Raw genomic sequence first — 17565 nt, 5'->3', positions numbered from 1 at the left:
AGATAATGCTCCCCTTGAAAATACCGAACTTTAAAGAAAAATATGGCGATTGAAAATCCTTCTCGCAGACAATTATTACGTGGGCAATTTTTACAATCGTTACATTCTGAAAACGCTAAAATTCAAGGTATCAATGCTATCCGTCCACCTTGGTCGGTAAACGAAGCAGACTTTACAGATAAATGCACTCGATGCGGTGATTGCATACTGGTATGTGAAACCCAAATTATCGTAAAAGGCGATGGTGGCTTTCCTGAAATACAATTTGACAAGGGCGAGTGCACTTTCTGTCAAAAATGTGTTTTAGTCTGTGAACAACCGATTTTTCACTCATTAGAAGAAGAGCCTTGGACACATAAAGTTGAGATTACAACGCAGTGCCTAACAGAAAATCGAGTGGAATGTCGAAGTTGCCAAGATAGCTGTCCGATGAATGCCATCCGTTTTCGATTACAGCTTGGTGGTGTGGCAAAACCCATTTTAGATTTAGAAAGCTGTAATGGTTGTGGTGCTTGTTTAAGCGTTTGCCCAACAAAAGCAATAAAAATTTTTAATATTGAAACAAATATCGATGAGTCAATTTAGCGAAAATGAGAACTGGTATGTATGCAGCATTGTTGTGCAAGCCAGACCAGAAAAACTTAACCAAGTCAAAGAAGCCATTTTAGCGATTCCAACCGCTGAGATTCATGGCGAAAAATCTGATGAAGGCAAATTGGTGGTCACCCTTGAAAGTAACCGTCAATTAGCATTAGCGGATCTTATGGATGAAATTAAAGATATCCCAGGAGTAATTGTCGTTTCTTTAATTTCTAATTACTTAGATGAAAAATAAATAATTTAGGTATACATGCCATTTTGTATATTCTAAAAAATTCAACAACGAGTGGGGAAAACTATGGAACTTAATCGTAGAGATTTTATGAAAGCCAATGCTGCGCTTGCAGCAGCAGCGGCTGCCGGTATGACCATCCCTGTTAAACAGGTTGATGCGGCAGAAGATATGGGCATCAAATGGGATAAAGCGCCATGTCGTTTCTGTGGTACAGGATGTAGCGTATTGGTAGGAACCAAAGATGGTCGAGTTGTCGCAACTCAAGGTGACCCAGATGCAGAGGTAAACCGTGGTTTAAACTGTATCAAAGGTTACTTCCTTTCTAAAATCATGTACGGTGCAGACCGTGTACAAACTCCGTTATTACGTATGAAAGATGGTAAATTCCATAAAGAAGGTGACTTTACACCCGTTTCTTGGGATCAAGCTTTCACTATCATGGCGGAAAAAATCAAAGACATCTTGAAGAAAAAAGAACCAAATGCTGTTGGGATGTTCTCTTCCGGTCAAACAACCATCTACGAAGGTTACGCAAAAGTAAAACTTTGGAAAGCTGGTTTCCGTTCTAATACTATCGACCCGAATGCTCGTCACTGTATGGCGTCTGCAGCAGTTGCGTTTATGCGTACATTCGGTATGGATGAACCAATGGGTTGCTATAACGATATCGAGAAAACCGATGCATTTGTGCTTTGGGGTTCAAACATGGCGGAAATGCACCCAATTTTATGGTCTCGTATTTCTGACCGTCGTCTTTCTTCTGATAATGTGAAAGTGGTGGTTATGTCAACATTCGAACACCGTTCGTTTGAATTAGCTGATGTGCCTATCGTGTTTAATCCACATTCAGACCTTGCAATCCTTAACTACATCGCAAACTACATTATCCAAAACGATAAAGTAAACTGGGACTTTGTTAATAAACACACTAAATTCAAACGTGGTGAAACCGATATTGGTTATGGTTTACGCCCAGAACACCCACTTGAAGTTGCAGCGAAAAACCGTAAAACCGCAGGTAAAATGCACGATTCTGACTTCGAAGAATTCAAGAAAATCGTTGCACCTTATACATTAGATGAAGCACACCGTATTTCTGGTGTACCAAAAGATCAGCTTGAAACTCTTGCGAAGATGTACGCAGATCCAGAACAAAACTTAGTATCTTACTGGACAATGGGCTTTAACCAACACACTCGTGGTGTATGGGTTAACCACATGATCTATAACGTACACTTATTAACCGGTAAAATTTCTAAACCAGGTTGTGGTCCGTTCTCATTAACTGGTCAACCTTCAGCTTGTGGTACAGCACGTGAAGTAGGTACTTTCGTTCACCGTTTACCAGCGGACATGGTAGTAACCAATCCAAAACACGTTGAAATTACAGAGAAAAAATGGAAATTACCAAAAGGCACCATCCCAACTGTACCTGGCTATCCAGCGGTACAACAAAGCCGTGCCTTAAAAGACGGTAAACTAAATTTCTTATGGCAAATGTCCACCAACAACATGCAAGGTGGCCCGAATATCAATGACGAAATTTTCCCTGGTTGGCGTAATCCAGAGAACTTTATCGTTGTTTCAGATCCTTACCCATCCGTTTCTGCGGTTGCAGCAGACTTAATTCTTCCAACTTGTATGTGGGTAGAAAAAGAAGGGGGTTATGGTAACGCTGAACGTCGTACCCAATTATGGCGTCAACAAGTAAAAGGCCCAGGTGAGTCTCGTTCTGACTTATGGCAAATTGTTGAATTTGCTAAATACTTCAAAACTGATGAAGTATGGGGTGAAGAGTTATTAGCTCAAATGCCTGAATATCGTGGCAAAACTTTATATGAAGTGCTTTACGAAAATGGTGAAGTAAACAAATATAAAGTACCAACCGATGTTCCGGGATACATCAATGATGAAGCCGATCACTTTGGTTACTACCTACAAAAAGGTTTATTCGAAGAATACGCTGACTTCGGTCGTGGTCATGGTCATGACTTAGCACCATTCGATACTTATCACCAAGTACGTGGTTTACGTTGGCCGGTTGTTGACGGTAAAGAAACCTTATGGCGTTACCGTGAAGGCTTTGACCCGTATGTCAAACCAGGTGAAGATATCGCATTCTATGGCTATCCAGATAAAAAAGCGATTATTCTAGGTGTTCCTTATGAAGCACCTGCAGAATCACCGGATGAAGAATATCCATTATGGTTATGTACTGGTCGTGTACTTGAGCACTGGCATACTGGTACCATGACTCGTCGTGTACCTGAATTACACCGTGCGTTCCCGAACAACTTAGTTTGGATGCACCCAGCGGATGCAAAAAAATATGGCTTACGTCATGGGGATAAAGTGAAGTTAATCACTCGTCGTGGTGAAATGATCACTTACTTAGATACCCGTGGTCGTAACAAATGTCCTCAGGGCTTAATTTACACCACCTTCTTTGATGCGGGTCAGCTTGCTAACAAATTAACATTGGATGCAACCGATCCAATTTCAGGCGAAACCGACTTCAAAAAATGTGCGGTTAAAGTGGAAAAAGCGTAGGATTTTCCTTTCGTTTCTAGTCGCTCCTCTCTTTAAAGAGAAGGGAATTTAAAATAAGAGCGGTCAAATTTTGCAACATTTTTACAAAATCAGACCGCTTATAAAAGGAAACGCAGATGAGACTTGATCCTAACCGTCGTCAGTTTTTAAAAAATGTGACAAGAACGGCTGCCGGAGTATGTGGGGTTGGTATTATTCTTGGCTTACAGCAACAACAAGCTAAAGCTAAAGAAGGAATCGCCTTGCGTCCACCTGGCGCTTTACCGGAAAAGGATTTCTTGGCAGCTTGTACCCGTTGCGGACAATGCGTCCAAGCCTGTCCATATGATATGTTGCATTTAGCTTCGCTGATTTCACCAATGGAGGCTGGCACACCTTATTTTATCGCTCGGGATAAACCTTGCGAAATGTGTCCGGATATTCCTTGTATGAATGCTTGCCCAAGTGGCGCATTAAGTGAGGAACTTAAAGACATCAATGATGCGAGAATGGGGTTAGCCGTATTGCTAGACCATGAAACTTGTCTTAACTGGCAAGGGTTGCGTTGTGATGTGTGTTACCGCGTTTGTCCATTAGTGGATAAAGCGATTACACTTGAACGTATCCACAATGATCGTACAGGGATTCATGCAAAGCTTATTCCAACTGTTCACTCTGATGCTTGCACCGGATGCGGTAAATGCGAACAAGCTTGTGTATTAGAAGAAGCGGCAATTAAAGTCTTACCGATGGATATCGCCAAAGGACTACTCGGTCGCCACTATCGCTTAGGCTGGAAAGAAAAACAAAATGCCGGAAAATCCTTAATTGAGGAGCAACATCCGGATGGCTTACGTCCAGCAATGGATGCTCGTATGCCGGAAGGCTCACATGAGCCGGTTTATCAGCCAATGCAAGTTCAACCGAACCAAAAAGTTGCAACACCAAACCGTGCAACAATGGATTATGTACCAAATCCAACAACAGTTCCGGAAGCAGAGCAATTCCCAAATCTGGACTTAAACATTAAGGGGGTTAAATAATGGCTGAAAAATATACCCCGAATAAGCCTAAAGATGCAGGCTTAGAAGCTCGCCAAAAACTCGGTTGGTGGCATGCTTATCGCTTTTTAATTCTACGTCGAATCAGTCAATTAAGTATTATTTTAATGTTCTTAAGCGGCCCGATTTGGCAAGTTTGGATTCTAAAAGGCAATTACAGCTCAAGCATGCTTTTGGATACTGTACCATTGACAGATCCATTGATTACCGCTGAAAGTTTAGTGACAGGTTACCTACCAGAAATCACAACGATTATTGGTGCCTTAGTGATTGTCATATTCTACGCCATTGTTGCGAGTAAAGCCTTTTGTAGTTGGGTTTGCCCAATGAATATTGTGACTGATGCTGCAGCTTGGTTACGTAGAAAATTAGGTATTCGACAATCATTAAAAATTTCACGTCAACTTCGCTATGTGATTTTAGCCGTGATTTTAGTTGGTAGTGCAATAACGGGTACGCTCTTATGGGAGTGGATAAATCCTGTCGCAGCACTTGGACGTATCTTTGTCTTTGGAACAGGCGCAACCCTTTGGTTGGTTACAGTCATCTTTTTATTTGACTTACTTGTTGCTGAGCATGGCTGGTGTGGTCACCTTTGTCCAATTGGTGCGATATATGGTGTCATTGGTGCTAAAAGCCTGATAAAAATTAATGTAGTCGATCGCGATCGCTGTGACCGTTGTATGGACTGTTATAATGTTTGCCCAGAACCGCAAGTATTAAGACTTCCTTTACACGGTGGACCTGAAGATAGCCAAATTATATTGGCAAAAGATTGTATTACTTGTGGACGCTGTATTGACGTTTGCGCAGAAAATGTATTTACATTTGGCTCTCGCTTTGAGAAACAAATAAAAATTAAAAATATTTAATTATTTAATGGAGTGGATTTCATGAAAAAATCATTTATTTTCATGCTGGCTTTATGTAGTGGATTGGCATTTGCCGATGCGCCGCAAGTTGCAAACAGCATTGATAAAACAGCAGAAAGTATTGCACCAGCATTTACGAATCCTTATAAAGATGTTGGTAATATTCCTGTAACCTTCCCTCACCAACCACCACTTGTTCCACACAGCATTCGTGGTTTACAAGTGACTAAGAATGCTAACCAATGTTTAGGCTGTCACTCTCCGGATGTTGCTCCAACAACGGGTGCACCTCGCGTACCTGAAAGCCACTTTTTAACACGTGATGGACAAAAAACAGAAGGCACTTCGCCACGTCGTTATTTCTGTTTACAATGCCACGTTCAACAAACTAACGTGAACCCAATTATCCAAAATAAATTTGAAACTATTCGTCAAATGCAAGGTAAATAAGGAGCTAAACCATGATTAAATCAAGCATTCAGAAAGTTTGCCGTTGGTTACGCTCTCCGAGCAAAATGGCAATTGGTGGGGTTATTTTATTAACTATCATTGGTACTATCGTTGGAACTAACCTGTTTAATGCTGGAATGGCGACAACTAATACAGAGCAATTCTGTTCAGACTGTCATACTAATGACGTTGTACCTGAGTACCAAGCGTCAATCCACTTTAGTAACCGTTCAGGTGTGAAAGCAATTTGTTCAGACTGTCACGTTCCACATGAATTTATTCCAAAAATGGTTCGTAAAATGCAGGCATCGACTGAAGTTTATGCTCACTTTACAGGTAAAGTCGATACTAAAGAAAAATTCGAAAAACATCGTTTAGAAATGGCTGAACGCGAATGGGCGCGTATGAAAGCGAATAACTCACAAGAGTGCCGTAACTGCCATAACTTCAATGACATGGACTTTACTCAACAAAAAACTGTGGCACAACAAATGCATGCACTTGCACAGGAACAAAACAAAACCTGTATCGATTGTCACAAAGGTATTGCACATAACCTTCCACACATGGAAAAAGTACAACAAAGCTTTATTCCAGCGGATATGTTAAAAGCAAATGAAAAACCTGCAGATAACAAAGATGCAAAATAATCTTATAGCAAAAACAAAATCGGCACTCATTTTGAGTGCCGATTTTGTTTTTATTTTTTAAGGAAATCTTTATCAGATAATACCCTTAATGGTTGCATATCGCTATTCCCCATAATAACCAAACTCGGATCTGAGCGTAAACAGCTACCACCATAATGCCCACCTACAGTAAAAGTACAGACCTGAACATATTGGTCTTCCACTTTTGGTAAACACCAAAGTTGTTGGTAGATACTCTCCTGCTTACCAAAACGACCATCTTTGCTATCAAGCACTGATTTACACTCACCAATCAATTTCACATTATCACCTCGGCGACCAGCAATTGGTTTTTGTGCGTAACCATTTTTAATCAGCTCAGGCGTCAATTCAAATCCAGCCTCCAGTAGATAACGATGGTTTGGGAATAATGACCACAACACTGGTAAAATCGCTTTATTACTTGGAATCGCTGTCCAAAGTGGTTCATAAACTAGAACTTCTGGACGAAGTAACACATCAATCAACCGCACTTTATCTTCTGGATAGCCTGTACGAATTGGTGGCGCTACTTCCATTCCTGTCGCATCTTCACGAAGTTGCTCCAACATAGTTTCCCAGGCCCACGTTTTCCATACGGTTTTTACTTGATTATCTTCATCATCAATCAAACGGCCACGACTATCCCAATGTAATCCCTCTGTGCCATGAATAATTTTGGCTTTAAATCCTGCTTGAACCAGTGCATTGCGCATAAATAATGCGTGGTAATCTTCTTCATCATCATGATCTTGCATAATATGAACAAGCGGCGTAGCTTCACTGTGTTTCCAACAATCCGCTAATGCATTACGTAAACCATCAGCAGGATTTTCACCAATATTCAATCCGCCTTGGATTGCCCATCGATTCATAAACTCACCAGCTTCAGCGTGACAAGAGGCTGAGTCTGCATTGTATTCATACACTTTCAATCCTCGGCTATCCATACAGAAATCTAAACGTCCCGTAATGGTTTGATAACGGCGATTTTGCCAAGATAAACGTAAGCGAGGCCAAAGCAATTTAGGAATATTGAAATATTGTAATAACTTATCGTCTTTTAAGACTTTATCTGTGGCATGCAAATACATTAAATGTAATTCATTGGTTGCACGAATCAACTCATGTTGTGCTGTTTCAGATATCGTAAAATAGCGATATTGATCCGAATGGCTGACTTTATGCCCGCCCATTGCTTTCACATATGCAGCTTCAAATTCATTTTGCTCATTCAGCCATTTATGCTCAAACTGACCATTGTTTTCTATATGTTCAGCATGAATCTCAAGCTTCTCTTTTTCTGGTGTTGGCCGCGGCAGACTGTATTCGGTATCTTCTGTTTGGATCATCCAACCTAAAATTTCTGTATCATCAAAGGTATCATGCAGAAAATAACCACTTTCGGAAACCGTCATCGGTAATTCACGTGTCCATTGCTGCCCGCTTGGTAAGCGAGAGTGAATCACGTTTTGCTCGGCAATGCGAATTTTATCTTCTAATACCTCGGTAATGATCGCCACATGCCCCGTATGTTTAAATTCACCGCCCTCCTGCCAAATTAACAATGCACCTGCTTCAGGCTTACGTTTGCAACCATTTGCAAAGGCTTGTAAAGGTAATAAGGCATCATTCACCACTTGACGTAAAAATCGTAAAGAAAAGATCTCGTAAGCCATTCCTACATCAGTAAACACCATGCCATGGTTGAGATAGAGATAGCGACGTGCAAACTCCACACACTGCCATTTATATCCCATATACTCTCGTCCTAAATAACTGCGAAAGGCGGCATCATCGGGATACTCTTTCTCATCGGCTGTATGATAATCGGATGAATAAATTGCAATGCCACCCGGCGCATAGCCTAATAAGCTCCCGAAAGGATCGTGTGTACTGATGTTTGCTGAACGTTCAGGCATAAAAACTCCCTATTAAATAACAACTAGAAATAGTATAGATCTTTTGTCTGATTCCCCCCAAAGGCTTTTACAAGAAATATCAAAATTTGAATCTCACACAATTTTGAAAAAGAAAAAGGGCTGACAGATGTCAGCCCCCAAAACAAACCTAAAAATAACCGCACTTAAGGTTATTTCACATACCAATGTGCTAATAAAATCCCTGTATTTACCGCAATATTTAATCCTGCTTTTAATGGATTGCTTAAAGAAAGACGCACATTTATATCTTGTTTCTCACGAATATCGTCCGTACTACCTTCACTCAATACCAACGCGACTTTCTCTGCAAATTTGAGTTGTTCCAACGCAACGCCTTGTTTATTGGTTGATACATGAATAATCTGATAACCAGCCTTACGTAAAGCCTCTAAAGCGATTTCAGTACTTTCTGTTTCTAAAATACGAATATGCTCCATTCCGCCTTCAGCCACACGCATAGCAGCGGGCGCATAAAGCTGTTCAACTTGATTTGTCACCACATTTTTTATGCCGTAGAAGGCACAAGTACGCACAACGCCACCTAGGTTTTGCGCATTATTGACTTGATCAAGTACGACTAAACAGTCTTCTTGACGCGGTACATCTAAATAACCTTGCAAAGAAAAAGTACGTTGTTTTTTCACTAACATACAAATTCCGCCATGATGCTCAGTACCACTTACTAAGCTCAACTCATCGCTATCCACCACGTGATACACTTTTTTATTTGCGGCTAAATAACTGAAAATCTCGCCAATTCGATGTGCCATTTGCACCGTTGCCCATACGCGAACAATGCTCTCTGGACGCTCTGCAAACAATTCTAAGCACGCATTTTCACCATACACTTTCATTTCTTCAGCGCGGTTCTTTTTAATTTTCTCTGGTGCTCGTGGTGATAATGCGCCTGTTTTCTTTTCTTTCGCTTTATAACTCACGCCAGTACTTTTCACCGTTACTTTTACCGAGCCACTTTCACCATTGGCTTTATTTAATGAAAGTTCAGCAATTTTCGGTTCTCTCACTTCTTGCTGTTGGAAACCACGAGAAGGTTTACGATCATCCCGTTTTTTATCAAAGTGCGGTCGATTTCCCTCACGTTTTTCATTATTACGACGATCATCAAAGCGACGTTCTTTGTCATTAAATGCACGTTTTGGGCTACGCTCTTGAAAAGATTTGGTAGAATTTGTTTGGAATGATGGTTTGCGTGAATTGCTCATAATTTGCTTCTCGAAGGAAAAATTGGATAATAATTCGCCAAAAAATGCGAAAATTTGTGAGCATTATAACGAAAAAAAACCTTTTTTCTATCAATCCTCAAAGGAAATATTGTAAACTAGAGCATTAATTTTTAGTGTAGAGATAGATTATGTTGATCAATAAAGCTAAACGCGCAGAACAAAATTTAAAAAATTTACCTTTTCTTCCTTTACAGGCAGGACAGGTTGAGTTTCTGTTTAGTCCGCTTGAATTCAAAGCACAAATTATAGAATTAATTCGCCAAGCTAAAAAACGCATTTACGTGACCGCACTTTATTGGCAAAAAGATGAAGCGGGACAAGAAATTCTCAATGAGATTTATCGCGTAAAACAAGAGCATCCTGAATTGGATGTGAAAATTTTAGTGGATTGGCATCGCGGACAACGCAATTTACTCGGTGCAGAAAAATCGGCTACTAACGCTGATTGGTATTGTGAACAACGCCAAACCTATCAACTTCCCGATGAACCGAATATGTTCTTCGGTGTGCCAATTAATACCCGCGAAGTCTTCGGTGTGTTACATATTAAAGGCTTTGTCTTTGATGATACCGTCCTTTATAGCGGTGCAAGTATCAATAACGTGTATTTACAACAACAAGATAAATACCGTTACGACCGTTATCAAAAAATCCATAATGCTGCACTTGCGGATTCTATGGTGAATTTCATCAATGATTATTTATTGGATTTCAGTGCGGTACATCCATTAGATGTGGCTAATCGCCCTCGCACCAAAGAAATTCGTAGTGCAATAAAAGCTTATCGTAAAAACTTATCTGCCCATGCTGAATATCAGTTGGAAAGTGCGGTTGGTTTTTCCGATGTTTTAACCATTTCACCGCTTTTTGGTTTAGGTACATCAGGCAACGAATTAAACCAAGTTATCGAAGATTTATTCTTACAAGTGCAGGAAAAATTGGTAATTTGCACGCCTTATTTCAACTTCCCTCGCACGCTAAGAAGTAAACTTGCCCGCTTATTAGAACAAGGAAAACGTGTCGAAATTATCGTGGGTGATAAAGTCGCGAACGATTTCTATATTCCACCAGAGCAGCCGTTTAAAATGGCAGGTGCATTACCTTATTTATATGAAAACAATCTTCGTCGTTTCTGCGAGAAATTTGATGCTTACATTAAAAATGGCCATTTAACGGTGCGTTTATGGAAAGATGGCGATAACACTTATCACCTCAAAGGTGTTTGGGTGGACAACCAGTATATTCTTTTGACAGGGAACAACCTGAATCCTCGTGCATGGCGTTTAGATGCGGAAAATGGATTATTAATCCACGATCCAAAACAAGAACTTCTGTCACAAGCGGAAAAAGAATTATCACATATCCGCCAACATACCAAAGTATTGCAAGATTATTCTGAATTAGAAGAATTGACGCAATATCCTGAACCGGTGCAAAAACTGTTGAAGAAATTTGCTCGGATTCAAGCAGACAAATTAGTCAAAATGATTTTATAAAAATAAGCCGGCAAATGTCGGCTTATTGCTTTGATCTTACGCAAAAATATCAACTAACATTGCGCAAGTGAAATAAGTTGTTATAATCGCCCAACTTTTTAATCTTATCGGAGAAATCAATGAACCCAATTTCTTATTGGCAACGCCTAAAAGTTGCATTTCAATATGTGATGCCACAAATCTATATGACACAAGCAGCAGGTTGGTTAGCTAAACAAAAATGGGGCGCAGTGACACATTTTGTGATTAAAGCGTTTGCAAAAAAATACAACATTGATATGAGCATTGCTGAAAAAGAAAAATTCAGTGATTACGCTAGTTTTAATGAATTCTTTATCCGTCCATTAAAAGAAAATGCACGACCAATTAACCAAAATCCAACCGCACTTTGTTGCCCTGCGGATGGCCGTGTAAGTGAATGTGGACACATTGAAGATGATCGTCTATTACAAGCAAAAGGTCACTTCTTCAGCTTAAATGATTTATTAGCGGAAGATAAAGATTTAACCGAGACCTTTAAAAATGGGGAATTCATCACCACTTATTTATCACCACGTGATTATCACCGTGTGCATATGCCATGTGATGGTACGCTTCGCAAAATGATTTACGTACCGGGTGATTTATTCTCCGTCAATCCGTTTTTAGCGAAACATGTGCCGAACCTCTTTGCGCGTAATGAGCGTGTAATTTGTGTCTTTGATACTGAATTCGGCACCATGGTACAAATCTTAGTGGGCGCAACAATCACTGCGAGTATCGGCACTGTTTGGGCTGGCGTTATTAATCCGCCACGTCATAACGAAGTGAAAGAGTGGACTTATGAAGGTGAAAGTGCGGTTAAATTAAGCAAGGGTCAAGAAATGGGTTGGTTCCAACTTGGTTCTACCGTGATTAATTTATTCCAAGCCGGCCAAGTGAAAATTGCCGATCATTTAAGTGTTGATGAACCTGTTCGCATGGGTGAAATCTTGGCATTGAAAAAATAGTTTTACAACAAAGGAAAAAACATGACAGCTCAAATTTTTGAACAAGTAAAATTAGAAAGTATTTCTGAAAAAGGCAGCTACGGTATCGGTTTACAAATCGGTCAACAATTAGCAGATAGCCAAATGGATATTTCTGTTGAAGCGGTAGCAAAAGGCATTTTCGATGCGTTAAACCGTAATCAACCTGCATTAGAAATTAATGATTTAATGCATTCCGTTCAAGCGCTTCAACAACAAGCGGCTGAAGCACAACAAGCGCAATTCAAAGCAATTGAAGAAGAAGGTAAAAAATTCTTAGAAGAAAACGCAAAAAAAGCAGGCGTAAACGTCACTGACAGCGGTTTACAATACGAAATTTTAACCGAAGGTAACGGTAACAAACCATCTGCAACTGATAAAGTACGTGTTCACTACACAGGTACATTACCAGATGGTACCGTATTCGACAGCTCTGTTGCTCGTGGTGCACCAGCTGAATTCCCAGTAAATGGCGTAATTCGTGGTTGGGTTGAAGCATTACAAATGATGCCTGTTGGTTCTAAATGGAAACTCACTATTCCACACGAACTGGCTTACGGTGAACGTGGTGCGGGCGCATCTATCCCACCATTCTCAACCCTAGTGTTTGAAGTTGAATTACTCGATATTCTTTAAAAAGAAAAAGTGCGGTTAAAATTAACCGCACTTTTTTATTCTTCTTCGTCTTCGCTATAACGATCATCATCGTCATAATCATAGGTTAAGAGAGCATCCTCATCATAACCCTCTATATCAATCTGAACGCCATTTGAGCCTGCATCAAAACCGTTAAACCATGCGGTTCTCAGCTCTTCAGGTACACGTCGGCCACAATAATTAATTCGTTTATTCAATTGAGATTGGCTTTGCGCTTGGAAATCTTTTCCTACACGATAACCATCTAAATACCAGTCATCTTTATCATGACAAACCGTCGTATTTAAACGTTTTACGTGTTTGCTCACTGAAATTGGGCTACGATGTTTTACATAATAGCCCTGCGTACAAGCACTTAATAGCCCAACAGCTAAAACGGTCGCTATTAATCTCATGTTGTCTCCTTTTACTACTTAATATCGGGCTATTGCCCTTTTTATGGTTTTATAGACCAACAAAATAAAAGGAAGGTTCAGAAAATATAAGAGATCCGATTTCTATTTTAAGCTATAGCACAATCATGTCATCACGATGTAACGCAACTGCACCGTACTCATAGCCAAGAATTTGTTCAATTTCTTGGGATTTTTTTCCTTTGATTAATTCCAACGCATCGCTGTTATAACGCGGCATACCGAGTGCAATCACTTTACCAGAGATATTCTTAATTTTGACGACTTCACCACGTGAGAAACGCCCTTCCACAGCCGTAATCCCTGCAGGCAACAACGATTTATTCTGTACTAACATGGCATTTTCAGCACCCTCATCAATCGTCAGCATACCCGCTGATGGAGCTGCAAATAACCACTGTTTACGACTTTCGAGACGATCTGAATGATGTGCAATAAATTTAGTGCCAATTGGTTTATCGTAAGCCAAATCCACAATGACATCTGGTCGGCTGCCTGGCGCAATAATCGTTTCAATACCTGAACGCGTTGCAACATCTGCGGCAATAATTTTTGTACTCATCCCGCCAGTACCAAGGTTTGTTCCGCTACCGCCTGCAATCGAACGAATATGATCGGTAATTTGCTCAACCACAGAAATTAATTTCGCATCTGGATTTTTACGAGGATCGCTTTCGTATAAGCCTTGTTGATCTGTTAATAAATAAAGTTGTTCCGCTTGTACTAAAATCGCAACTAATGCGGATAAGTTATCGTTATCCCCTACTTTAATTTCAGCTGTCGCCACCGCATCATTCTCATTAATCACAGGAATAATATGATTGTCCAACAACGCATGTAATGTATCGCGCGCATTTAAAAAACGTTCACGGTCTTCAATATCGGCACGAGTTAATAAAATTTGTCCAATATGAATATCATAAATCGCAAATAATTTTTCCCAGGCTTGGATAAGCTGACTCTGCCCTACTGCAGCTAAAAGCTGCTTTGACGCAATGGTTGGAGGAAGTTGAGGATGATTTAAATAATGTCGTCCAGCGGCAATCGCCCCTGATGTCACAATCACTACACGAAAACCGGCTTGATGAAGTTGGGCAATCTGGCGAACAATATCGACCATGTGGGGTGCATTCAATTTTGGGGAACCATGCGTTAATGTGCTAGTACCAAATTTTACGACGATTGTTTTGCGATTTGCCGACATAGTTTATCCTCAGTGAAAAAAATAGAAAAGTGCGGTTAAATTAGCACTAAAATTAATAAAAATCACGAAAAATCCAACCTCATATACAGATTTTGTGAATAGGTATGATATAGTGCGAAAAAAGAAAAATAGGATAGAAAATATGACATTAAGTTTGATCGTTGCGACAACAAAAAATAACGTCATCGGAAAAGATAATCAAATGCCTTGGCACTTACCTGCTGATTTAACCTGGTTTCGTAAAAACACCACGGGCAAACCGGTAATTATGGGTCGTAAAACCTTTGAAAGTATTGGTCGCCCATTGCCTAAACGCACCAATATCGTCCTTTCACGCACGCCTTACGTATATGAAGGTGTCATCTGGAAAGAGAATTTTGAAAGTGCGGTCGATTTTGTCAAAGAATTTGATGAAATTATGTTGATTGGCGGCGGCGAGTTATTTAAACAATATTTACCTAAAGCAGATAAACTATATCTCACGCAAATTCAAGCAGACATTGACGGCGATACTTTCTTCCCTGAAATTAATTGGTCTGAATGGAACATCGAGTTTGAAGAATATCGCCAAGCTGATGAAGACAATCCCTATGATTGTCGTTTTTTAATTTTGCAGCGTAAGAGAAATACACTAAAAGCCTAATCTAGGCATATAAAAATCGGGCTAAAACAATGATTGCTTTAGCCCGATTTCTTTTATTTTAAATAACCTTTAAAAGATTATTCTAAGCGTTTAGCCATTTCTAACCAATCTGCTTTAAATTCACGGCGCATATTGTTGATTGCATCAATAATATCATGGTGAACTAATTTTTCATTTTGAATACCCACACAGTAGCCACCTTTACCTTGTAGCAATATATCTACCGCATATACGCCCATACGTGAAGCTAAAATACGGTCAAAGGCACAAGGCGAACCACCACGTTGAATATGGCCTAATACGGTTGCACGGGTTTCATGACCTACACGAGCTTCAATTTCACGAGCGAGAGAATGCACGTCAGTGATTAACTCAGTAATCGCAATGATGGCGTGGCGTTTTCCACGAATAATACTGCGTTCAATTTGACGAATTAATTCTTCACGATTAAATTCCATTTCAGATGCCACAATATATTCACAACCACCGGCAATACCTGCAGAAATAGTCAAGTCACTACAGTGACGGCCCATGATTTCTACGATAGAAATACGTTGGTGAGAACTTGAGGTGTCACGCAAACGGTCAATCGCATCCACCGCTGTTTGTAGCGCAGTTTCATAACCGATTGTGTAATCCGTACCTGCCACATCATTATCAATCGTGCCTGGAATACCCACACAAGGGAAACCATGTTCTTCCGTGAGCAATTTCGCCCCCATATAAGAACCGTCACCACCGATAACTACTAAGGCATCAATACCATGTGAACGTAAAATTTCCGCACATTTCTCACGTACGGCAGGATCCTTAAATTCAGGGAAACGAGCAGAACCTAAGAATGTACCACCACGGTTAATAATATCTGATACATTATAACGGTTTAACTGTTTGATTTTATTGTTGTATAAGCCTTGATAACCATCATAAATGCCGAATACATCAAGCCCTTCTGCAAGTGCTGCACGAACAACACCACGAATAGCAGCATTCATACCAGGAGCATCACCACCACTGGTTAATACAGCAATTTTTTTAATCATATTTACCTACTTTGAATTCTTAAAAACAATTGGTGCTAAGATTACACCATCCATAATTTCTGCTCTAGCAAAATTTGAAAAATTTACTTGAGATTTGATCTAGTTATACATTTTAGTGATTGAAATAACTTTCACATTTCCAAGAAAGATCGGCTTTTTGTAATGTTTTACTTTCTTTTGCGACAAGATACTTTTGTAAATTTTTCACAATTTTTACTTTGCTTAAGCGCTGAAACTTTTTCATTTCCACTTTTTGGGAATATTGGTATTGCACAAAACCACAATGGGAAATATTTTTCCCTTTCGCAATATTCACCTGCCAAGACGGATTTTGTTCTGTTGGTGCATAAATGACATAACCGTTTAATTCTGTCGCGGGCTTTTTCGGATTCGTTGAATTGGCACGAATTTTGAAATCTTGTACACCTAAATTACGATACACTTTTTCACGTAATGCTACACGTTGCTCAATAGAACGACCTACGTCACGAGCAAGCAATACTTCAATTTGAGATTTCCAATTTTCCAAGGTTTCCGGCTCAGCGATATAAACGTAACGCGCAATCGTATCTAAATCTTGGCTTGCAGTAAGTTTATAGGTTTTGCCGTTGTATTCAATTTTTTCAGGTGTTTGAAGCTGACTCACTTTTGCCGCACAACCTGATAATAAAAGTGCGGTTAATATAACCAGGAATTTATTCATTGATATCTCGCTTAAATACAAATTCTTTTTCAGTTGAGGATGCTGAATCAAACCAATAACCACCAAGGTTAAACTCTTTCAGTTGTTCAACACATTCCAAACGATTTTGAATGATAAAACGACACATTAAACCACGGGCTTTTTTCGCATAAAAGCTGACCACTTTGTATTTACCATTCTTATTATCTAAGAAAATAGGCTTAATAATTTGTGCCTCTAATTGGCTCTCTTTCACTGATTTATAATACTCGTCTGAAGCCAAATTGATCAAAACACGATCGCCTTGCTCATCAAGTGCTTGTTGTACTGATTGAGTGATGATATCTCCCCAAAAAGCATAAAGATCTTTCCCTTTGGGATTCGCTAACTTCGTGCCCATTTCCAAACGGTAAGGTTGCATTAAATCAAGGGGTTTAAGTAAACCATATAAACCAGAAAGCATACGTAAATGACGTTGCGCGAATTGTATATCTTCATCAGATAAACTATCAGCATCCAAACCAGTGTAAACATCACCTTTGAATGCCCAAATAGCTGCACGTGAATTTTTTTCGTTGTGAGATTTTGTCCATTCTGCAAAGCGAGCGGCATTTAATCCTGCAAGCTTGTCGCTGATCGACATTAAGGAAGAAAGATCTTGGGGAGATAATTGACGACAGATTTCAATCAGTTGCTCACTATAATCCGTCAAGTGCGGTTGAGAAACAGGGAGATTTCTGACCGCACTTTCAAAATCTAAGGTTTTTGCCGGGGAAATAATGGCTAACATAGGTTCTCCTTTCTAAAACTGGACCGTA

General features: G+C 39.8%; 18 protein-coding genes. 11 read left to right on the top strand and 7 right to left on the bottom strand.

The window, feature by feature from the left end; genetic code table 11:
* Positions 1-42 precede the first annotated feature (42 nt).
* From napF to QP437_RS06975, 7 genes are all read left to right on the top strand, one after another.
* On the top strand, positions 43-585 hold the full coding sequence (gene napF, locus QP437_RS07005) for a ferredoxin-type protein NapF (RefSeq protein WP_285267392.1): 543 nt from the start codon (positions 43-45) through the stop codon (positions 583-585).
* Complete coding sequence (locus QP437_RS07000; RefSeq protein ID WP_049367905.1) at positions 572-835, top strand: chaperone NapD; 264 nt, start codon at positions 572-574, stop codon at positions 833-835. The genes napF and QP437_RS07000 overlap by 14 nt, the downstream gene beginning before the upstream one ends.
* 63 nt (positions 836-898) lie before the next feature.
* Positions 899-3385, top strand: coding sequence for a nitrate reductase catalytic subunit NapA (napA, locus tag QP437_RS06995; protein WP_285267391.1), 2487 nt, complete (start codon positions 899-901; stop codon positions 3383-3385).
* 116 nt (positions 3386-3501) lie between these two features.
* A complete protein-coding gene (gene napG / locus QP437_RS06990) occupies positions 3502-4407 on the top strand; it encodes a ferredoxin-type protein NapG (protein ID WP_049365641.1) in 906 nt (301 codons plus the stop codon).
* On the top strand, positions 4407-5297 hold the full coding sequence (gene napH / locus QP437_RS06985; RefSeq protein ID WP_065242846.1) for a quinol dehydrogenase ferredoxin subunit NapH: 891 nt from the start codon (positions 4407-4409) through the stop codon (positions 5295-5297). The genes napG and napH overlap by 1 nt, the downstream gene beginning before the upstream one ends.
* 21 nt (positions 5298-5318) lie before the next feature.
* Positions 5319-5747, top strand: a complete 429-nt coding sequence (locus tag QP437_RS06980; RefSeq protein ID WP_049356295.1) for a nitrate reductase cytochrome c-type subunit — start codon at positions 5319-5321, stop codon at positions 5745-5747.
* 11 nt (positions 5748-5758) lie between these two features.
* Complete coding sequence (locus QP437_RS06975; protein WP_005696808.1) at positions 5759-6397, top strand: NapC/NirT family cytochrome c; 639 nt, start codon at positions 5759-5761, stop codon at positions 6395-6397.
* Between the two features lie 50 nt (positions 6398-6447).
* Here QP437_RS06975 and gss read toward each other — a convergent pair whose 3' ends face one another.
* Both gss and QP437_RS06965 read right to left on the bottom strand, forming a co-directional pair.
* Positions 6448-8337, bottom strand: a complete 1890-nt coding sequence (gene gss / locus QP437_RS06970; RefSeq protein WP_111314736.1) for a bifunctional glutathionylspermidine amidase/synthase — start codon at positions 8335-8337, stop codon at positions 6448-6450.
* Between the two features lie 170 nt (positions 8338-8507).
* On the bottom strand, positions 8508-9581 hold the full coding sequence (locus QP437_RS06965) for a tRNA/rRNA methyltransferase (RefSeq protein ID WP_285267390.1): 1074 nt from the start codon (positions 9579-9581) through the stop codon (positions 8508-8510).
* A gap of 149 nt (positions 9582-9730) precedes the next feature.
* On the opposite strand from QP437_RS06965, the gene pssA reads away from it, so the two are divergent.
* The 3 genes from pssA (at position 9731) to QP437_RS06950 (ending at position 12741) form a co-directional block, all read left to right on the top strand.
* Positions 9731-11098 carry a CDP-diacylglycerol--serine O-phosphatidyltransferase gene (gene pssA / locus QP437_RS06960; protein ID WP_285267389.1) on the top strand — a complete coding sequence of 456 codons (1368 nt, stop codon included), beginning with the start codon at positions 9731-9733 and terminating at the stop codon, positions 11096-11098.
* Between the two features lie 119 nt (positions 11099-11217).
* Complete coding sequence (gene asd, locus QP437_RS06955) at positions 11218-12087, top strand: archaetidylserine decarboxylase (protein WP_111314733.1); 870 nt, start codon at positions 11218-11220, stop codon at positions 12085-12087.
* A 21-nt stretch (positions 12088-12108) separates the two neighbouring features.
* Positions 12109-12741, top strand: a complete 633-nt coding sequence (locus QP437_RS06950) for an FKBP-type peptidyl-prolyl cis-trans isomerase (protein ID WP_054419202.1) — start codon at positions 12109-12111, stop codon at positions 12739-12741.
* Between the two features lie 35 nt (positions 12742-12776).
* Here the strand turns inward: QP437_RS06950 and QP437_RS06945 are convergent, their stop codons facing one another.
* Together QP437_RS06945 and proB are read right to left on the bottom strand one after the other, a co-directional pair.
* Positions 12777-13157: a hypothetical protein gene (locus tag QP437_RS06945; protein WP_005696814.1), complete on the bottom strand. Its 381-nt coding sequence runs from the start codon at positions 13155-13157 to the stop codon at positions 12777-12779.
* 112 nt (positions 13158-13269) lie between these two features.
* On the bottom strand, positions 13270-14379 hold the full coding sequence (proB, locus tag QP437_RS06940) for a glutamate 5-kinase (protein WP_285267388.1): 1110 nt from the start codon (positions 14377-14379) through the stop codon (positions 13270-13272).
* 142 nt (positions 14380-14521) lie between these two features.
* On the opposite strand from proB, the gene folA reads away from it, so the two are divergent.
* Complete coding sequence (gene folA, locus QP437_RS06935; protein ID WP_285267387.1) at positions 14522-15022, top strand: type 3 dihydrofolate reductase; 501 nt, start codon at positions 14522-14524, stop codon at positions 15020-15022.
* Positions 15023-15099: 77 nt separating this feature from the next.
* Here the strand turns inward: folA and pfkA are convergent, their stop codons facing one another.
* The 3 genes from pfkA to yaaA form a co-directional block, all read right to left on the bottom strand.
* Entirely contained in the window at positions 15100-16065 is a 966-nt protein-coding gene (gene pfkA, locus QP437_RS06930; protein ID WP_049363272.1) for a 6-phosphofructokinase, read from the bottom strand.
* 112 nt (positions 16066-16177) lie between these two features.
* Complete coding sequence (locus tag QP437_RS06925; RefSeq protein ID WP_285267386.1) at positions 16178-16768, bottom strand: hypothetical protein; 591 nt, start codon at positions 16766-16768, stop codon at positions 16178-16180.
* A complete protein-coding gene (gene yaaA / locus QP437_RS06920; protein ID WP_285267385.1) occupies positions 16761-17537 on the bottom strand; it encodes a peroxide stress protein YaaA in 777 nt (258 codons plus the stop codon). The genes QP437_RS06925 and yaaA overlap by 8 nt, the downstream gene beginning before the upstream one ends.
* Positions 17538-17565 lie beyond the last annotated feature (28 nt).

The organism is Haemophilus sp. UMB1048, from assembly GCF_030218125.1.
GTDB lineage: Bacteria > Pseudomonadota > Gammaproteobacteria > Enterobacterales > Pasteurellaceae > Haemophilus_D.
Note: the sequence above shows the minus strand (reverse complement) of the source record. Positions and strands in the feature narration are given on the sequence as shown.

Coding starts and splice junctions, on each gene's coding strand:
- QP437_RS06945 (WP_005696814.1), bottom strand. CDS start 13,157: ATGAGATTAATAGCGACCGTTTTAGCTGTTGGGCTATTAAGTGCTTGT.
- napG (WP_049365641.1), top strand. CDS start 3,502: ATGAGACTTGATCCTAACCGTCGTCAGTTTTTAAAAAATGTGACAAGA.
- pssA (WP_285267389.1), top strand. CDS start 9,731: ATGTTGATCAATAAAGCTAAACGCGCAGAACAAAATTTAAAAAATTTA.
- QP437_RS07000 (WP_049367905.1), top strand. CDS start 572: ATGAGTCAATTTAGCGAAAATGAGAACTGGTATGTATGCAGCATTGTT.
- QP437_RS06980 (WP_049356295.1), top strand. CDS start 5,319: ATGAAAAAATCATTTATTTTCATGCTGGCTTTATGTAGTGGATTGGCA.
- napF (WP_285267392.1), top strand. CDS start 43: ATGGCGATTGAAAATCCTTCTCGCAGACAATTATTACGTGGGCAATTT.
- QP437_RS06965 (WP_285267390.1), bottom strand. CDS start 9,581: ATGAGCAATTCACGCAAACCATCATTCCAAACAAATTCTACCAAATCT.
- napA (WP_285267391.1), top strand. CDS start 899: ATGGAACTTAATCGTAGAGATTTTATGAAAGCCAATGCTGCGCTTGCA.
- QP437_RS06925 (WP_285267386.1), bottom strand. CDS start 16,768: ATGAATAAATTCCTGGTTATATTAACCGCACTTTTATTATCAGGTTGT.
- folA (WP_285267387.1), top strand. CDS start 14,522: ATGACATTAAGTTTGATCGTTGCGACAACAAAAAATAACGTCATCGGA.
- pfkA (WP_049363272.1), bottom strand. CDS start 16,065: ATGATTAAAAAAATTGCTGTATTAACCAGTGGTGGTGATGCTCCTGGT.
- proB (WP_285267388.1), bottom strand. CDS start 14,379: ATGTCGGCAAATCGCAAAACAATCGTCGTAAAATTTGGTACTAGCACA.
- yaaA (WP_285267385.1), bottom strand. CDS start 17,537: ATGTTAGCCATTATTTCCCCGGCAAAAACCTTAGATTTTGAAAGTGCG.
- napH (WP_065242846.1), top strand. CDS start 4,407: ATGGCTGAAAAATATACCCCGAATAAGCCTAAAGATGCAGGCTTAGAA.
- gss (WP_111314736.1), bottom strand. CDS start 8,337: ATGCCTGAACGTTCAGCAAACATCAGTACACACGATCCTTTCGGGAGC.
- QP437_RS06950 (WP_054419202.1), top strand. CDS start 12,109: ATGACAGCTCAAATTTTTGAACAAGTAAAATTAGAAAGTATTTCTGAA.
- QP437_RS06975 (WP_005696808.1), top strand. CDS start 5,759: ATGATTAAATCAAGCATTCAGAAAGTTTGCCGTTGGTTACGCTCTCCG.
- asd (WP_111314733.1), top strand. CDS start 11,218: ATGAACCCAATTTCTTATTGGCAACGCCTAAAAGTTGCATTTCAATAT.